We start from the raw sequence: 17,715 nt of genomic DNA on the forward strand, positions 1-17,715 counted from the left end.
GGCATGGTTGCAATCCGGGTGATCCGCGAAGACGGGGCAGACCCTGCCGTGGCACTTCCCTCTTACGAAACCTCGGGGGCGGCCGGCGCGGACGTGCGTGCCAATCTGCCCGGCGGCGCGCCGATTACGCTGGACCCCGGTCAGCGGGCGCTGGTGCCGACCGGCCTGCGCATTGAAATCCCGCAAGGGTATGAGGTTCAGGTTCGGCCCCGCTCGGGCCTTGCGTTGAAACATGGGATTACACTGCCCAACACGCCGGGCACCATCGACAGCGACTATCGTGGGCCCTTGGGCGTGATCGTGATGAATGCGGGCCAGGAACGGTTCGAGATCGCCCACGGAGATCGTATCGCGCAGCTTGTGGTCGCGCCGGTGGTGCAGGCCAGGTTTGAACTGGCTCAGGCGCTGGGCGAAACCGATCGCGGGGCTGGCGGTTTCGGCTCGACCGGGCGCGGCTGATGCTGTTGGTTTTCATCCTGGCTGCGGGGCTTTGGGGTGTCGGTTATATCGCCGGCACGTCGAAAAAAGCGCGCATGGTTTCCGTGAGCGTGTTGCTGGCCGGCGTCATACTGTCCCATCTGATCTTGCCGGATGGGCACCCTCTTCGCGAAGCAACGGGTGGGTCTGCGGCGCTTTGGCTGATCCTCGTGGGTTTCGCGGCGCTGGCTTTGCTGTATGGCAGAATACTCAAAGCCTTGCGTAACCGCGCAGTTTCAACTTCGGAACCGGAGCCCGACATGCCCTCGGACCGATTTACCGAGGCCGAGCTGGACCGCTATGCCCGCCATATCGTTTTGCGCGAACTGGGTGGGCCCGGTCAGAAAAAACTTAAAAAAGCCCGCGTACTGGTGATCGGCGCAGGTGGTCTGGGTGCACCTGCGCTGCAATATCTGGCGGCTGCGGGTGTCGGCACGATCGGGATCATCGACGATGACGTTGTCGAGAATGCCAACCTGCAACGACAGGTCATTCACCGGGACGCGGATATTGGAATGCCCAAGGTCTTTTCGGCGCAGCAGGCGATGGAGGCGCAAAACCCGAACGTCGTTGTTCTGCCCTATCACCGCCGCTTGAGCGAGGAAATCGCCACCGACCTGTTTGCAGACTTCGATCTGATTCTTGACGGGACCGACAATTTCGAGACCCGGTATCTGGCCAACCGAACCGCCGTCGCGCTGGGCAAACCGCTGATATCGGGGGCTTTGTCACAGTGGGAAGGTCAACTGAGTGTGTTTGACCCGGCCAATGGCAGCCCCTGCTATCAGTGTATCTTCCCAGAGGCCCCGGCCCCAGGTCTGGCCCCTTCCTGTTCCGAGGCCGGAGTGATCGGCCCGCTGCCGGGCGTGGTTGGGTCGATGATGGCGGTCGAGGCGATCAAGGTAATAACGGGCGCCGGCATGGCGCTGCGCGGCGAGATGCTGATCTATGACGCGCTGTATGGCGAAAGCCGCAAGATTGTTCTGACCCGCCGGGACGATTGCCCTGTTTGTGGCATGGCAAACGATTAACCTTTCTTTACACGGGGTGGGTGTTCTGGAACACCCGGCCATGGCGACATAGCTATGGGATCAAAGGAGATCCGCATGACCAACCCGATCCTGTCCAATTGGACCACACCGTTTGAAATCGCCCCTTTTTCCGATATCTCGGATGATGATTTCTCGCCCGCACTGGAGCAGGCGATGAAAGAGCATAACGCCGAGATTGATGCGATAGCTGCAAATCCGGATACCCCCACATTCGCCAACACGATCGAGGCGCTCGAGGCCGCGGGTGGGCAACTGGACAAGGTCCTGTCGGTGTTCTTCACGATTGCGGGCGCGGACAGCAACCCAAAGCGGGAAGAACTGCAACGCGCGTTTTCCCCCAGGCTTTCAGCGCATTTTTCGGGCATTTCTTCAAACAAATCGCTGTTCAAGCGTGTTGCCGACCTATGGGCACGGCGCGATGATCTTGACCTGACCGAGGAGCAGGCGCGTGTTCTGATGTTGACCCACCGGGGTTTTGTGCGTGCCGGCGCGGCCTTGGAGGGGGACGAAGACGCCCGTATGCAAGAGATCAAGTCGCGCCTCGCGTCGCTGGGCACGGCGTTTACCCAGAACCTGCTGGCGGATGAGCGGGACTGGTTCATGGATCTGACCGAAGAGGATCTGAACGGCCTGCCGGATTTCGTCGTGGACGCGGCACGTGCCGCGGGGCAGGAGAAGAAAGCCGAGGGACCAGTGGTCACCTTGTCACGGTCGCTGATCGTGCCATTCCTACAGTTTTCGCCCCGCCGGGACCTGCGCGAAAAAGCCTATCGTGCCTGGGCCGCGCGCGGTGCCAATGGGGGCGAGACCGACAACCGAGACATCGCGGCCGAGATCCTGGCCTTGCGCGAAGAGCGCGCCAAGCTTCTAGGCTATGATACGTTCGCCGACTACAAGCTGGAAACCGAGATGGCGCGCACGCCGGATCGGGTGCGTGAGCTGTTGATGCAGGTTTGGGAACCGGCCAAGTCCCGCGCCGACGCCGACGCGGATGTTCTGACGCAGATGATGCAGGAAGACGGCATCAACGGCCCGCTGGAAGCCTGGGATTGGCGGTACTATGCTGAAAAGCGGCGCAAGGCGGAACATGATCTGGATGAGGCCGCGTTGAAACCCTACCTGCAACTGGATCGCATGATCGAGGCTTCGTTTGCCTGCGCCAACCGGCTTTTCGGGCTGGAATTCAAACCGTTGGACGTACCCCTCTATCACCCGGATTGCCGGGCTTGGGACGTTACCCGCGACGGGCAGCATGTTGCCGTATTTATCGGAGACTATTTTGCACGAGGGTCCAAGAGGTCAGGTGCCTGGTGCAGCGCGATGAGGGCGCAGGCCAAATTCCCAAAGAAGCAGACACCGGTTGTCATCAATGTCTGCAACTTTGCCAAGGGGGATCCCGCCCTGCTGTCCTATGATGACGCGCGGACCCTGTTTCATGAATTCGGCCATGCCCTGCACCAGATGCTGTCCAACGTGACATATGAAAGCATTTCGGGCACGTCCGTGGCGCGCGATTTCGTAGAATTGCCCAGCCAGCTTTACGAACACTGGCTGGAAGTGCCCGAGGTTCTTGCCGAGTTTGCGACCCATGCGGAAACGGGCGAGCCGATGCCGCAGGAAATGCTGCAAAAGGTGCTGAAGGCGGCCAATTTCGATCAGGGATTCCAGACGGTGGAATATGTCGCCTCGGCCCTTGTTGATCTGGCCTTCCACGATGGCGAGGCGCCGACAGATCCGATGGCGAAACAGTCAGAAGTTTTGGCCGGGTTGGGGATGCCGAAGGCCATTGGAATGCGCCACGCTACTCCGCATTTCGCACATGTCTTTGCAGGCGATGGCTACAGCTCGGGGTATTACAGCTATATGTGGTCCGAAGTGATGGATGCCGACGCCTTTGCCGCCTTTGAAGAGGCGGGAGGTGCCTTTGACCCCGAACGCGCCAAAGCGTTGGAGGACAACATCCTGTCCACTGGCGGTTCGCGCGAGGCAGAAGACCTGTATCTGGCGTTCCGGGGAAGATTGCCGGGGGTTGACGCCCTGTTGAAAGGCCGCGGTCTGATCGCGGCCTGAAATCAGTAGCCCAAAGCGCGATCCACCAGGTGCACGAAGGGCTCTCCGGCTTCGCCGCGCCGGATGTTTTCGCAAATGACCTGCGCGGCTGTGGCCGGGCGGGTCTCGGACGCGATATGAGGGGTCACCGTCACGTTCGGATGTGCCCAATACGGATGATCGGGGGGCAGGGGCTCGACCCGGAACACATCCAGCGTCGCGTGACCGACCTGACCCGCGTTCAAGGCATCCAGCAGCGCATCGTCATCGATCAGAGGTCCGCGACCCGGGTTGATGATCCGCGCGCCCTTGGGCAGCAGGGCCAGCGTTTCTGCATTCAACGCGTTTTCGGTGGCAGCGGTGTCAGGCAGCAGCAGAGCCAGTATCTCGGCCTGGGAAAGCGCGTCACGTAGACCGTCAGGACCATGCAGGCAATTTACGCCGGGGATGTCCTTGGCGGTGCGGCTCCAGCCTGTGACCGTGAAATTCAGCGAGGCCAGGGCGCGGGCCGCGGCCTCGCCCAATGCGCCGAGGCCCAGAATGCACACTTTGCGCTCTTGCGCCAAAGGCGGGGCATCCGGGGCCCAGACGCCATCCTGGATGGTGATGTGGCGATCCATTCCCAGATGATAGCGCAGCACATGGCCCACCACCCATTCGGTCATACCCTGCGTCAGCCCGTGATCCACCATTCGCGCCAAGGCGACGTTCAGCGTGTCATTGTCCGCGATCTTTTCAACCCCGGCCCAGAGGCTCAGAACCGCCTTCAGGCGTGTAAAGGGCGAAAAATCCAGTAACCCGCCATTCGGAGCGTAGACAACGTAATCGACCTGATCCGGGTTAAATTCCGTACCGAGCCGCGCCTCAACGCCGGCTTCCGCAAGGTATCGAGTGAGCAGCGGTTCATAGACGGGCCACAGGGCAGGGCGCGCGGAAAACAGAACGTTTACGGGCATCGGGAGCCTTTCAGATCAGCGGGGACGATGGATATGAGCGCTTTGGACGATGCCGAACGCGGCCATCAGCACCAGCATGGCCGATCCGCCATAGCTGACCATTGGCAGAGGGACGCCCACAACCGGTGCCATGCCCATCACCATCGACATGTTGACGGCAAAGAACAAGAAGAAGTTCAGCGCGATGCCCAGAGTAACCAGTGACGAGAACCGATCCTTGGTGGCCAATGCGGTCGCCGTGCAGAACACAAGGATCAGGGCATAGAGAGTCAAGAGCGTGATGCCACCGACGAACCCGAATTCCTCTGCGAGGGTGGTGAAGATGAAATCGGTGTGTTTCTCGGGCAGGAAGTTCAGCCGGGATTGCGTACCCTGCATGAAACCGCGCCCGTTCCAGCCCCCGGAACCAAGGGCGATCTTGGATTGCGTGATGTGATACCCGGCACCCAAAGGATCGGTAGAGGGGTCAAGAAACGTGTCGATCCGGCGGAACTGATAATCCTTGAGCAACTGCCATTCGGTCCCGCGACTGTTGAACACGGCGGCGATCAGGCCCACGACGGCGGCAATGACGGCCGCAAAGTAAGCCCAGTGGACACCCGCAAGAAACATCAGCCCGCCACCGGCAGCCAACAGCAGGATCGACGTGCCGAGATCCGGCTGCTTCAGAACCAGCAGGGTTGGTAGGACAATCAGGGCCACGGGAATAAAGACCCACAGGGGGCGCGATGTCTTGTGCGATGGCAGCCAGTCATAATACGCCGCCAGAACCATGACTAGGGCCACCTTCATGACTTCTGAGGGTTGCAGGCGCATGAACCCAAGGTCGATCCAACGCTGCGCACCCATGCCGATGGTGCCGAACAATTCCACGAATACCAGCAACGCGACCGATCCGAGATAGGCCAGCACGGACATGTTGCGCCAGAACCAGATCGGAACCAAAGCAATGATGAACATCGCGATCAGGCCAAGCCCGAACCGCTCCATCTGCGGTTCTGCCCAGGGTGTCCACGACCCGCCGGCAACCGAATACAGCATCAGGAACCCTGCGCTGGCCGTGCTGATCAGCAACAGGGTCAGCGGCCAGTTCATGTACAGGAATTTCCGAAACCCCGACGGCGTGGATTTCACGGCATATTCAAGATAGCTCATGCGCGGTCCTTTCCATCGGGACGCGCTTTGGGGCGACGGTCGCCCTCGAGCCGTTTTTGCTGTTCCTTGATACGCTCGCGGTCGGCAACCGGATATGCCTCAAGCGGTGGAGTACCGTTGTAGAGCGCCTGAAGCATGATATCGCGGGCCACCGGTGCCGCCGCCTTGGACCCGCCGCCGCCATGTTCAACGACCACGGCAACCGCGTATTTCGGATTGTCATAGGGCGCGAAGCAGACGAACAAGGCGTGGTCGCGACGTTCCCATGGCAGGTCTTCGTTGCGGATCACGCCGGCGGCACGCTCGGCCTTGGTGATGTTCCGAACCTGGCTGGTGCCGGTTTTGCCGGCCATGCGGAACTCGTCTGCGATGATGCGGCTGCGATAGGCCGTTCCCCGCCGATCGTTCGAGACCGAGTACATGGCCTTGCGCACCTGTTCCAGATTGTAGGCGTTGATGTCCAGCGGCTCCCCCGCGCCCGAAGGCTGCTCGACACCGTCGATCGAACGCACAAGGCGCGGTGTCACCGATCGGCCGGTGGCGATACGAGCCGTCATGACGGCCAGTTGAAGCGGTGACGCCAGCATGAACCCTTGCCCGATGGACGCGTTGGCCGTGTCGCCCACCAGCCAATCCTGACCGTGTGTCCGCTGCTTCCATTCCTGATTGGGGGCAAGTCCAGCGGCAACCGCCGACATCGGAATATCGTGCTTGACGCCCAGCCCCAATTTACGGGCCATTTCGGATATCTTGTCGATGCCCACCCGCAAAGCCACGTCGTAGTAATAGACGTCGCAGCTTCGTTTCAGCGACAGGTTCAGATCGACCGTACCATGCCCGCCGCGCTTCCAGCAGTGGAACCTGCGGCTGCCGACCTTAAGGTGCCCGGGGCAATACACTGTGTTGCCGGGGCCTATCACGCCGGCCTCCAGCGCGGCCAATGCGGTGACCATCTTGAACGTCGACCCCGGAGGATAAGTGCCTTGCACGGACTTGTTGGCCAGAGGGCGATACTTGTCCCCCGTCAATGCCCGATAATCAGCGACCGAGATACCGCGCACAAACAGATTTGGATCGAAACTGGGTGTAGAGCTGACAGCGCGCAGGTCCCCGGTTTCGCAATCCAGAACAATTGCAGCCGCGCTTTCACCTGCCAGCCGCGCTTGCGCATATTGTTGCAGGTCGGCATCGATCGCCAATTGCAAGTCCGCACCCGGCTGACCTTCCTGCCGGTCCAGCTCGCGCATGACGCGCCCTGTGGCATTGACTTCGACACGCTTTGCGCCGGCTTTGCCACGCAAAGCAATTTCCTGCTTGGCTTCCAACCCGACCTTGCCAATCTGAAACCGAGGGATTCGCAAAACCGGCTCGGGGTCTTCGAGCTTGCTGAGATCGTAGTCGCTGACTGGGCCGACATAGCCGACGATATGGGCAAAATCCTCATAGCGTGGGTATTGACGTGTCAGGCCGACCTCGGGCGTCACACCCGGAAGGGCCGGGGCATTGACTGCGACTTTCGAGATGTCTTCCCAAGTGACCTGATCCGCCAGAGTGACCGGTAGGAACGGCGCTGATCGGCGCATTTCGGTCCGGGCGCGTTCGATCTCATCGTCGTTCAGCGGGATGAGTTCCGACAATTTGGCAATCACCTTGTCGACGTCACCTGCGTCTTCACGCACGATGACGATGCGATAGGATGGTGAGTTCTGACCGATGATCTGACCATTGCGGTCATAGATACGTCCACGGGTTGGCGGGATGAGTCGAATGTTGATGCGGTTTTCTTCGGCCAGCAGGCGGTATTCGTCGGCCTGATCCACCTGCATGAAACGCATCCGTGCGGCCAGCCCGCCGATAAAAGCCGCCTGCAAACCGCCCAGCAGCAGCGCCCGGCGTGGCAGGCGTTTATAGGCAAGGCCCTGCGACTTGGGTTTGCGTTGTTTCATGCTCCGCCCCCTACGGCTCCGCCATCAGCAGCAGACAGGCGGTGGACGCCGAATACGCTTTGGCTCAACAGCACGATGAACGGGTAGAAGGCGATTGTCAGCACAAGTTGAATCACGACTGGCCACAAAGCGGCCTGCTGCACAGACAAGATCGACAAAACGACTCTGTTCGTCAAAAAGACCATGGCAATCACCACACCGACGGACATCCATTCTCCGACAAATCCAGTGTCCTTCATACCCGGAGCGGCAGAGCGCAGATAGGCGGTGCCAAACACCACCAGCGCGGCCAGAAGGCCCGGCGGGCGTTGCAGCAGCAGATCTGCCATCAGCATGACGAACGCGACCAGCAGGGTGGGCACATAATCGGGGCGCCGCAAAACCCAGGCAAAGGTCAGCGCAATCAATACATCAGGAAAAGGCCAGCGATCCGGTTGCGCATCAAGCGGCAGCAAGTGCATGAACAGCACGACAAAGGCCAGCGCAACGTAAAGGCCGCGCATGGCCCAGTTGTATGAGGCGGGCCTATCCATCGCTGACCTCATCCGGTACAAGCGCAGTTTCGGGCCGAGTTGGCCCGACGATCCCACCCGGATCCTGAATCGGCGGGGGCGAATGGAAGCGCAGAACGCGAAGAAACTCGAGCCGTTCAAAATCCGCTGAAAGGCGAACGCGCAGGCGGCCGCCCGGATCCGCGGCGATCTGGCCGATCAAAAGGCCTGCCGGAAAAACACCACCGTCACCGGATGTGATGACCCGATCACCGGGGCGGACCAGCTCTCGGTTTTCCAGGAACTCGACCACTGGGGCCGGAGTATTGTCTCCTTTGATCAACGCGGTCTGGCCAGAAGGCTGAATCGTTGCCGGAATGGCACTGGTGGCATCCGTCACCAGGATCACCCGAGCCGTGTCTGGCCCGACGCCGGAAATTCGGCCAACCAGCCCGATTCCATCCATCGTGGCCCAGCCATCAACGATCCCGTCGCGTTCCCCCACATTCAACAGGACGGACTGCCGGAAGGGTGACCCGCTGTCGGCCATCACAACACCCGTGATGTATGTCAGGCGCGGGTCGAGGCGGACATTGTTCAGATCCAACAGACGCGCATTTTCCTGCTCCAACTGCAGTGCGGCCTCTTTCCAGGCACGCATCAGGCGCAGTTCGCTGCGCAGCTCGCGGTTCTGCTCGCTCAGACGCTGGTAGCTTTGGAAATCGCGCACAAGGTTCACAGCGGCAGTCACCGGCACCATGGCCCAATCCATCGACGGTACGACCGCGTCCACCACCTGCGCGCGGAACCGCTCGACGCGTGGGCTGTCGATCCGCCAGACCAGAAAGATACCCAGCAAGCACAGGATGACGATCCCCAGCAACAAGCGGCGCAGAGGGGTCGTGTAGTCATCGCGCTGTGATCGGTCTTTTGCCACAGGTTACCTTCCCGTGCTGCTCGTGCCGAATTCAGACTGCCCCAAAAAGGTGCGCGCCTCAGCTTTCGTAGTCAATCGCGTGGCGCAGCTGTTTTTCGTATTCTAGCGCCTTGCCGGTGCCCAAAGCCACACAATTCAGGCTTTCGTCCGCGATGGACACGGCCAGGCCAGTCTGTTCGCGCAGGGCCAGATCCAGATCACCCAGAAGCGCGCCACCGCCGGTCAACATAACGCCGCGATCCACGATATCGGCGGCCAGATCAGGCGGAGTGGTTTCCAGCGCAGTCATCACCGCTTCGCAGATCTGCTGGACGGGTTCCGACAGTGCCTCGGCGACCTGGGCCTGGCTGATCTCGATTTCCTTGGGTACGCCGTTCAACAGGTCACGACCCCGGATATGCATTGACTGGCCGCGGCCATCATCAGGCATCCGCGCCGTGCCGATGGTGGTCTTGATCCGCTCGGCGGTGGATTCACCGACCAGCAGGTTCTGCTGGCGACGCAGGTACGAGATGATGGCTTCATCCATGCGGTCGCCACCCACGCGGACCGAGCGGGCATAGACGATGTCGCCCAGCGACAGAACCGCCACTTCGGTTGTACCACCACCGATGTCGACGACCATGTTGCCGGTCGGGTCGGTGATCGGCATGCCCGCGCCGATGGCGGCGGCGATCGGTTCGGCGATCAGGCCGGCGCGGCGGGCACCAGCGGACAGAACCGACTGACGGATCGCCCGCTTTTCAACGGGTGTCGCGCCATGGGGGACGCAGACGATGATCTTGGGCTTCGAGAAAGTCGAACGCTTGTGAACCTTGCGGATGAAGTGCTTGATCATTTCTTCGGCTGTATCGAAGTCAGCAATCACACCTTCGCGCATGGGGCGGATGGCTTCGATAGAACCGGGCGTCCGGCCCAGCATCAGCTTGGCATCTTCGCCGACAGCCAGAACTTTCTTCACGCCGTCCTTGACGTGATAGGCTACGACCGAAGGCTCAGACAGGATGACACCGCGCCCCTTGACGTAAACCAGCGTGTTCGCCGTTCCAAGGTCGATGGCCATGTCCGCTGTGAACAGGCCGCCCAGATTGCCAAAGATCCCCATGTTTCCCCTGATCCTGTATGTCGGTTTTTCTACTGCCCGCGACTCGACGGTTCCGGGACGGATGACTTATAGGGTGCCATCACGCCCGGTAAAAGGGCTGATTCCGCGACAATCAGCACCTTTCCGCCTTATTGAATGGGACTTTAGAAGGCAAAATGCTCTCTTATCAACACATTTACCACGCCGGGAATCTGGCTGATGTCCAAAAGCACGCATTGCTGGCCTGGGTGCTGAATTATTTGACGCAGAAGGACAAGCCGCTCAGCTATGTCGAAACGCACTCCGGGCGGGGGCTGTACCAGTTGGACGCGGACGAATCCATGCGGACGGGCGAGGCGGCGGCAGGAATCGCGCGCGCGCAACGAGAAGGGTGGTTTGGCCCCGGACATCCGATGGCGCGGGTTCTGAAAAACATACAGGCCCGGCACGGCGACGCGGCCTATCCGGGATCGCCGATGATTGCAGCACATCTGTTGAGGGATCAGGACAGCCTGCATTTTGCCGAGCTGCACCCCCAGGAACATGCCGCGCTGTCTTTGGCAATGTCACCGTTCGGGGCGAAGGTGTATCGGCAGGACGGGTTTGAACTGGTGCAATCCCTGCTGCCTCCGACGCCGCGACGGGGGCTTTTGCTGATTGACCCAAGCTATGAGGTGAAGACCGATTACGATCGACTGCCCGGAGTGATTGCCAAACTGCACCGGAAATGGAATGTCGGGGTGATCGCCCTGTGGTACCCGGTTCTGACGGACAAACGCCACGCCCGGATGATCGCGACGCTTGAAGCGCAAAACTTCCCCAAGGCCATTTGCCATGAGGTGACATTTCCACCGGTGCGCGAAGGGCATCGGATGGTGGGATCAGGGATGTTCATTCTGAACGCACCATTCGGCATCGAGGAAGAAACGACACGCCTGTCGCAGCTGTTTGCAGGTCTCTGAGGCCAGCCAAAGAAATGCAACCGATACTCCCGCCCTGTTTGCCTGCATCAGAGATGCCGTCAAACATGTTGGGCCCGGCAGCGCGCCGCAGGCGCGCTGCCGGGCCCAAAGCTGCAAGGGTGCTCGGCGCAGCCGGGCAACCGCAGGTGCGGGAGCCCCTCATCGCGCCACTTTGGATCAGGTCAGGTCTTTGTAACTGATTTCGCGGGCATCCGCGCCCGGGCCGGTCTTTTCCCGGCGCACGATCAGGCGGTTCAGCGCGTGGATATAGGCTTTGGCCGAAGCCACGACGGTATCCGTGTTCGCTGATTGACCCGTGGCGATCATGCCATCTTCTTCCAGCCTGACCGAAACCGTGGCCTGCGCATCGGTGCCTTCGGTCACCGCATGAACCTGATACAGCTGCAAACGGGCCGTGTTGGGGTAAATCGCACGGATTGCCTTGAAGGTCGCGTCTACCGGCCCGTCACCGTGTTCAGTTGCGATGACATCCTTGCCGTCGACTTCCAGCTCGACCGTCGATTCCGCCTGCCCGCCGGTGCCGCAGGTGACTTTCATCGACACCAATTGCAGATAGTCGTCCGCCTCATCCAGGGTCATCAGCGCAATGAGATCGTCGTCGAACACTTCTTTCTTGCGATCCGCCAAATCCTTGAACCGCACGAAGATGTCTTTGAGTTGATTGTCGCCAACTTCAAAGCCCAGCGTTTCCAGTTTGTCGCGCAGAGCGGCGCGGCCCGAGTGTTTGCCCAGAGGCAGGGATGTGCCCGACAGGCCGATATCCTCGGGGCGCATGATCTCGAAATTGTCGCGGTTCTTGAGCATGCCGTCCTGATGGATGCCGCTTTCGTGGGCAAACGCGTTCTTGCCGACGATGGCCTTGTTGAACTGCACGTTGAAGCCCGACACCGTAGCGACCCGGCGCGAGATATGCATGATCTTGGTCGTGTCGATCCCGGTGTGGAAGGGCATGATGTCATTGCGCGTGCGCATTGCCATCACGACCTCTTCCAGGGCGGTGTTGCCGGCGCGTTCGCCCAGGCCGTTGATGGTGCATTCGATCTGGCGCGCACCACCGATGACCGCCGCCAGCGAATTCGCCGTCGCCATGCCGAGGTCGTTGTGACAATGGGTGGCAAAGATCACCTCATCTGCGCCCGGAACCGTTTCGATCAGGCGTTTGATCAGGTCCGCTGATTCCAGCGGCGCAGTATATCCCACGGTGTCGGGGATGTTGATGGTGGTCGCCCCGGCCTTGATCGCGATTTCGATGACGCGGCACAGGTAGTCCCATTCGGTCCGGGTCGCGTCCATCGGCGACCACTGCACGTTTTCGCACAGGTTGCGCGCGTGGCTGACCGTTTCGTGGATTTTGTCAGCCATCTCGTCCTGTGTCAGGTTCGGAATGGCGCGGTGCAGCGGAGAGGTGCCGATGAAGGTGTGAATGCGGTTCTGTTCCGCGTGTTTGACCGCCTCCCAGCAGCGGTCGATATCGGCGAAATTGGCGCGTGCCAGACCGCAGATACGGGCGTTCTTGGCGTTCTTGGCGATCTCGGATACCGCTTTGAAGTCACCTTCGGATGCGATCGGAAAACCGGCTTCGATGATGTCGACGCCCATGTCATCCAGCAGCTCGGCAATCTCGAGCTTTTCGTCATGGGTCATGGTCGCGCCGGGGCTCTGCTCGCCGTCGCGCAAAGTGGTATCGAAGATCAAGACACGGTCTTGGTCGGTCACGTTGGTCATGGGAATCTCTTTCTTGTCTGTCCTAAAGCCTGTTGGCGCGCTGGCGTCCTCCTCTGAGCGGGCGCGCCGGATGGCACGCTCAGAGGCGGATTAGGATCAGTAGGCCACGCAGAACCGCGCCGCGAGGGGCGGCTTTGGCAAAAGGGATATCTGCGCAGTTGATCATGGGTTTGAGGTTATACAGACGCCGCCGGGAATGAAAAGAACCAATTTTCGACAAGTTGCGGCGTAGGGGGTTGGAAATTCCCTGTCCCTTGATTGATCCGTCCATGCCGCTAGCTGGTCGCAGATGGATACTGCTTTGATCATTGGTGCGTCCGGCGGGATCGGTGCGGCCGTACGCGAGCAATTGGAGGCGCGGGGCGTTGCGGTGACGTGCCTCTCGCGCTCTGTCGAGGGGTTCGATCTGATGGAACCAGATCGAGCAAGCCGGATGCTTGAACGCCTATCGGGCCCGTTCGATCTTGTTCTTGTCGCTTCCGGGGCGCTGGAGATTTCAGGCAATGCGCCCGAAAAGACCATTCGATCTGTTTCGGCAAGGGCAATGATGGACCAGTTTGCTCTGAATGCCGTTGGTCCGGCGTTGGTGCTAAGCCGGGCCCATCAGTTGTTGCCGCGGCAGCGGCGTTCGGTATTTGCTGTATTGTCCGCGCGGGTCGGGTCCATTGGCGACAATCGGATGGGCGGCTGGATCAGCTACCGCGCGGCCAAGGCCGCGGTCAATCAAATCGTCCACACTTCGGCAATAGAATTGGCCCGGACACACAAACAGGCGATATGTGTTGCGCTGCATCCCGGTACGGTCAAAACAGAGTTTACTCGGAAATATCTGGGACGGCATCCCGCCGTTGAACCCGGTGAAGCCGCGCGCAACCTGTTGTCCGTGATCGGCGGGTTGCGCCCGGCGGATACCGGTGGGTTCTTTGACTGGGCCGGAAAACCTGTTCCCTGGTGAGCGATCATTCGCCAGACGGATCTGGTTGTGCCGTCTCTGAATCCGGGTCTGTCTGCTGTGCCGGAGCGTCTGCGCCGCCCTGCCGGTCCGGGGTTTGATTCGGTAAAACACCGTTTTCCCAGATACCGGTTTCTTCTTGCCCGTTGGCATAGCGCATGGTTCCGCTGCCCTGCCTTTTGTTGTCGACAAAGTTGCCCTCATAGACGTCGCCGTTCGAATAGGTCGCAATGCCTTCGCCGTTGATTTTGCCCTCGGACCAGTCGCCGACATATTTGAACCCGGCAGGGGTCACGATTTCTCCTTTGCCGTGACGCTTTCCGTTCACGAAGTCCCCGGTGTATACCGTGCCGTCAGAGTATGTCGCCTTGCCTTTTCCCTGACGAACCCCGTTGACCCAGTCTCCGTCATAGATCGAACCGTCCGCGCGGGTCATCACACCCTTGCCGTGGCTTTGCGCGTTTTTGAACTGACCCTTGTAGATCATGCCGGTGGCATAGGTCGCCGTACCCTGGCCTTCGATGACGCCGGCGATCCACTCACCCTCGTAAGTGGAGCCGTCGGGATAGGTGATGCGGCCGTTTCCTTCCGCCAGATCGGCCACGAAATCGCCCACGTAAACCGAACCGTCGGGATAGGTCAGCTCACCCAGGCCTTCTATCTGACCCTGGTTCCAGTCGCCGGTGTACACAAAACCATCGGTTCCGGTGAACGTGCCTTTGCCATGGCGGCGATCATCGACAAAATCGCCCTCGTAGACGTCCCCTGACGCGTGAGTTACTTTGCCTTTGCCCTGACGGCGCCCCTGCACAAGCTCGCCTTCATACACATCACCATTGGCATAGGTCAGGCGACCTGTCCCGGTGATCTGGTCCTGGGTCCATTCGCCTTCGTATACCATTCCGTCAGGCATTGTCTGGGTGCCCGTGCCATCGCGCAAGCCGGCGTTGACATCGCCTTCGTAAACGCTGCCATCGGCATAGGTAATCGTGGCCTTGCCTTGCCGCTGACCGTCCACCCAGTCGCCATCGTAGACATACCCATCGGGAAAGGTCAGTTTGCCCTTGCCGTGCCGTTGTGCGTTCCTGAACTCACCCTCATAGCGCGAGCCATTGGCAAATTCAGCGATGCCCGTGCCATTGATGGATCCGTTGGACCATTCACCGTCATAGCTGCTGCCATTGGCGTAAACGATCTTGCCGCGCCCTTCCGGCTGACCTTTGACGAACGCGCCTTCATAAACCGATCCATCCGGGTACTTGGTGACGCCCTGGCCCTGAATTTCGCCTTCCACCCACTGGCCGGTGTATTCGAACCCGTTGGGCAGCCGATACGTACCCGTCCCGTGGCGCAGGCCATTCTCATAAGTGCCCTCGTAGACGCCGCCCACCTCGTCATCCTTGACGATAATCGTGCCGTCCTGCGCAACAGCGGTCGCAGCTGCCAGGCTCATGGCCACAGCCCCAATTGAGTTTCGGATCACGTTCATTTTGGTCCTGCCTGCCGGATCATCGTTGGTTGCATCCCTGGGCGCAAAACTAGGATACCGTCGCGGGCAGGGCAACGGGTTTTGCCGCATTGGCCTTTTACTCGCGCGATGATCTGCTAAATGGCAATAGGACTGACGAGGCAAGAGGGCAGCATGGCCGACCGTTTCCGCATCACTCTGGCGCAACTGAACCCGACCGTAGGGGACATCGACGGCAATGCGGCCAAGGTCGTTGCTGCGTGGGAACAGGGCAAGGCGGCGGGGGCCGATCTGGTGGCGTTCCCCGAGATGTTCATCACCGGATACAACACGCAGGATCTGGTGCTGAAGCCTGTGTTTCATCGCGCGGCCATGGATGCGGTCGAGTCTCTGGCCGCGACATGCGCCGATGGGCCCGCGATTGCCCTGGGTGGTCCGTGGGTCGATGATGGCAAGTTGTACAATGCCTATCTGATCCTGAAGGGGGGGCGGATCACCAGCAAGGTTCTGAAGCACCATCTGCCGAATGAGACTGTTTTCGACGAAGTGCGCCTGTATGATGCGGGTCCTCTGGGCGGTCCGTATTCGGTTGGCAACTTCCGTATTGGCAGCCCCATCTGCGAGGATGGCTGGCACCCGGATGTTGCGGAAACGCTTGAGGAAACCGGGGCCGAGTTTCTGCTGATCCCCAATGGGTCGCCCTATTTCCGGAACAAATACGATGTACGTCTGAACCATATGGTCGCGCGCGTGGTCGAAACGGGCCTGCCGCTGATCTACCTGAACATGGTCGGCGGGCAGGACGATCAGGTCTTTGACGGCGCCAGCTTCGGTCTCAACCTGGGCGGAGAGCTGGCCTTCCGGATGCCAGTATTCGACGAAGTGGTTTCTCAGGTGGATCTTGAGCGCGGCGATGATGGCTGGCGCATTGTGCCGGCAGAAATCGTGCCTCAGCCGGATGTGTGGGAGCAGGATTATCGCGCGATGGTGCAGTCCCTGCGGGACTATATTGGCAAGACCGGCTTCAAAAAGGCAGTTCTGGGACTGTCCGGAGGGATCGATTCCGCGTTGGTGGCGACCATCGCGGTGGATGCCATCGGGGCCGACAATGTTCGCTGTGTGATGTTGCCGTCGGAATATACCAGCCAAGCGTCATTGGACGATGCCGAGGCCGTCGCCAAGGCGCTGGGTGTGCACTATGACCATGTGCCGATTTCGGAAAGCCGGGCTGCCGTCACCAACACGCTCGCTCCGCTATTTGTGGGGTTGGACGAAGGCTTGACCGAGGAGAACATTCAGTCGCGCCTGCGCGGGCTTTTGCTGATGGCGATTTCGAACAAGTTTGGTGAAATGCTTTTGACCACCGGCAACAAGTCCGAGGTCGCGGTGGGCTATGCCACGATCTATGGCGACATGAATGGCGGCTACAACCCGATCAAGGATCTGTACAAGACCCGCGTGTTCGAAACCTGCCGCTGGCGCAACGCCAATCATCGAGACTGGATGATGGGGCCTGACGGAGAGGTCATTCGCCCGTCCGTCATTGACAAACCCCCCAGCGCCGAACTGCGCGAAGATCAGAAGGACAGTGACAGTCTGCCGGACTATCCCGTACTGGACGCGATACTTGACATTCTGGTCGATCAGGATGGCTCCATCGCGGATTGCGTCGCCGCCGGATTTGACGAGGCGGACGCGCGAAAGGTCGAGCACCTGATCTATATCAGCGAGTACAAACGGTTCCAGTCCGCTCCGGGCACGCGCTTGAGCAAGCGGGCATTCTGGCTGGACCGGCGGTACCCGATCGTAAATCGCTGGCGTGATCGTCACTGAAATCGAAGCCAAGCCCGTCAGATCGGAAACAGTGAAGTTTCCGTGTTGTGCATTGTTCCTTGATCGAGGGGCAAAGCCCGTGCAACCGAGCGAAAAAGGCCATCCCTGGCTTGCTTGGGTGACATTTTTCTGACACATTTTTGCTTGGAAGTTGCCCAATGTGGGGCGGATGCGACGCATTGTCGTTGATGGCGAAGGCCGAATGTGGCGAACGCAGCGTATCCGGGGTTGGATGTCTGAGTGAATGGTTTGGTGTTAAAATGTACGAGGATTATGAAAGATCGCTTCATGCGCCTTTGAAATGGCGCACAATGGAATCTCCGCCGCAAGAATTGGATGAAGAAAAGCTGGATGCAGCAATTGCCGATCTGTTGAATGAGCAGCGGCAGTCGGAAGATCAGAAAGCGGCCATGTTGCGGCCAGAGTTTCCGCAATTGCTTCCACAGGAAGACGTATCCGCGCAAGCGGCGCTTAAGGAAAACCGGTTGTCCGCGATCTTGCGCCAAAAATGGGCGGAACTGTCCGGCGCAGCTTAACCTTCGGCCCCGCGCTTTAAACCTCAGGCGTCTGGGTCACAGATGCCGAAAATCGTATGTTGCGGTGGCAG

The 17,715-nt window shown here is 60.0% G+C and carries 15 protein-coding genes; 7 read left to right on the forward strand and 8 right to left on the reverse strand.

Annotated features, from left to right (window positions below):
• The first annotated feature begins 3 nt into the window (after positions 1-3).
• The 3 genes from dut to GS612_RS16075 all read left to right on the forward strand — a co-directional run bounded on the left by dut (position 4) and on the right by GS612_RS16075 (position 3,599).
• Complete coding sequence (dut, locus tag GS612_RS16065; RefSeq protein WP_171641698.1) at positions 4-459, forward strand: dUTP diphosphatase; 456 nt, start codon at positions 4-6, stop codon at positions 457-459.
• A complete protein-coding gene (locus tag GS612_RS16070) occupies positions 459-1,508 on the forward strand; it encodes a HesA/MoeB/ThiF family protein (RefSeq protein ID WP_171641700.1) in 1,050 nt (349 codons plus the stop codon). The genes dut and GS612_RS16070 overlap by 1 nt, the downstream gene beginning before the upstream one ends.
• Before the next feature lie 75 nt (positions 1,509-1,583).
• Positions 1,584-3,599, forward strand: a complete 2,016-nt coding sequence (locus GS612_RS16075) for a M3 family metallopeptidase (protein WP_171641702.1) — start codon at positions 1,584-1,586, stop codon at positions 3,597-3,599.
• A gap of 2 nt (positions 3,600-3,601) precedes the next feature.
• Here the strand turns inward: GS612_RS16075 and GS612_RS16080 are convergent, their stop codons facing one another.
• From GS612_RS16080 to GS612_RS16105, 6 genes are read right to left on the reverse strand one after another with little or no spacing between them, the layout of a single operon-like run.
• The gene (locus GS612_RS16080; protein WP_171641704.1) at positions 3,602-4,534 is read right to left on the reverse strand and encodes a glyoxylate/hydroxypyruvate reductase A; all 933 of its coding nucleotides are present in this window, start codon (positions 4,532-4,534) and stop codon (positions 3,602-3,604) included.
• 15 nt (positions 4,535-4,549) lie between these two features.
• Positions 4,550-5,689: a rod shape-determining protein RodA gene (gene rodA, locus GS612_RS16085; protein WP_171641706.1), complete on the reverse strand. Its 1,140-nt coding sequence runs from the start codon at positions 5,687-5,689 to the stop codon at positions 4,550-4,552.
• Positions 5,686-7,635, reverse strand: coding sequence for a penicillin-binding protein 2 (gene mrdA / locus GS612_RS16090; RefSeq protein ID WP_171641709.1), 1,950 nt, complete (start codon positions 7,633-7,635; stop codon positions 5,686-5,688). The genes rodA and mrdA overlap by 4 nt, the downstream gene beginning before the upstream one ends.
• On the reverse strand, positions 7,632-8,168 hold the full coding sequence (locus GS612_RS16095; RefSeq protein ID WP_171641711.1) for a rod shape-determining protein MreD: 537 nt from the start codon (positions 8,166-8,168) through the stop codon (positions 7,632-7,634). The genes mrdA and GS612_RS16095 overlap by 4 nt, the downstream gene beginning before the upstream one ends.
• Positions 8,161-9,063: a rod shape-determining protein MreC gene (mreC, locus tag GS612_RS16100; RefSeq protein WP_170346418.1), complete on the reverse strand. Its 903-nt coding sequence runs from the start codon at positions 9,061-9,063 to the stop codon at positions 8,161-8,163. Before mreC ends, GS612_RS16095 begins: the two co-directional genes overlap by 8 nt.
• 58 nt (positions 9,064-9,121) lie before the next feature.
• Positions 9,122-10,168 carry a rod shape-determining protein gene (locus GS612_RS16105; protein WP_039523195.1) on the reverse strand — a complete coding sequence of 349 codons (1,047 nt, stop codon included), beginning with the start codon at positions 10,166-10,168 and terminating at the stop codon, positions 9,122-9,124.
• A 155-nt stretch (positions 10,169-10,323) separates the two neighbouring features.
• Between GS612_RS16105 and GS612_RS16110 the strand changes: the two genes are divergently transcribed.
• Positions 10,324-11,109, forward strand: coding sequence for a 23S rRNA (adenine(2030)-N(6))-methyltransferase RlmJ (locus tag GS612_RS16110; protein WP_171641712.1), 786 nt, complete (start codon positions 10,324-10,326; stop codon positions 11,107-11,109).
• Positions 11,110-11,286: 177 nt separating this feature from the next.
• Here the strand turns inward: GS612_RS16110 and GS612_RS16115 are convergent, their stop codons facing one another.
• Positions 11,287-12,855, reverse strand: coding sequence for a 2-isopropylmalate synthase (locus GS612_RS16115; RefSeq protein WP_171641715.1), 1,569 nt, complete (start codon positions 12,853-12,855; stop codon positions 11,287-11,289).
• A gap of 289 nt (positions 12,856-13,144) precedes the next feature.
• Between GS612_RS16115 and GS612_RS16120 the strand changes: the two genes are divergently transcribed.
• A complete protein-coding gene (locus GS612_RS16120) occupies positions 13,145-13,810 on the forward strand; it encodes an SDR family NAD(P)-dependent oxidoreductase (RefSeq protein ID WP_171641717.1) in 666 nt (221 codons plus the stop codon).
• Positions 13,811-13,814: 4 nt separating this feature from the next.
• Here the strand turns inward: GS612_RS16120 and GS612_RS16125 are convergent, their stop codons facing one another.
• Positions 13,815-15,296, reverse strand: coding sequence for a 2-isopropylmalate synthase (locus GS612_RS16125; RefSeq protein WP_171641719.1), 1,482 nt, complete (start codon positions 15,294-15,296; stop codon positions 13,815-13,817).
• Between the two features lie 153 nt (positions 15,297-15,449).
• On the opposite strand from GS612_RS16125, the gene GS612_RS16130 reads away from it, so the two are divergent.
• Both GS612_RS16130 and GS612_RS16135 read left to right on the forward strand, forming a co-directional pair.
• The gene (locus tag GS612_RS16130; RefSeq protein WP_171641721.1) at positions 15,450-17,108 is read left to right on the forward strand and encodes an NAD+ synthase; all 1,659 of its coding nucleotides are present in this window, start codon (positions 15,450-15,452) and stop codon (positions 17,106-17,108) included.
• Between the two features lie 188 nt (positions 17,109-17,296).
• Positions 17,297-17,644 (forward strand): hypothetical protein, encoded by a 348-nt coding sequence (locus GS612_RS16135; RefSeq protein ID WP_253286202.1) that lies wholly within the window; start codon positions 17,297-17,299, stop codon positions 17,642-17,644.
• Positions 17,645-17,715: the final 71 nt, after the last annotated feature.

This window comes from Ruegeria sp. HKCCD6157 (genome assembly GCF_013110685.1).
Classification (GTDB): domain Bacteria; phylum Pseudomonadota; class Alphaproteobacteria; order Rhodobacterales; family Rhodobacteraceae; genus Ruegeria.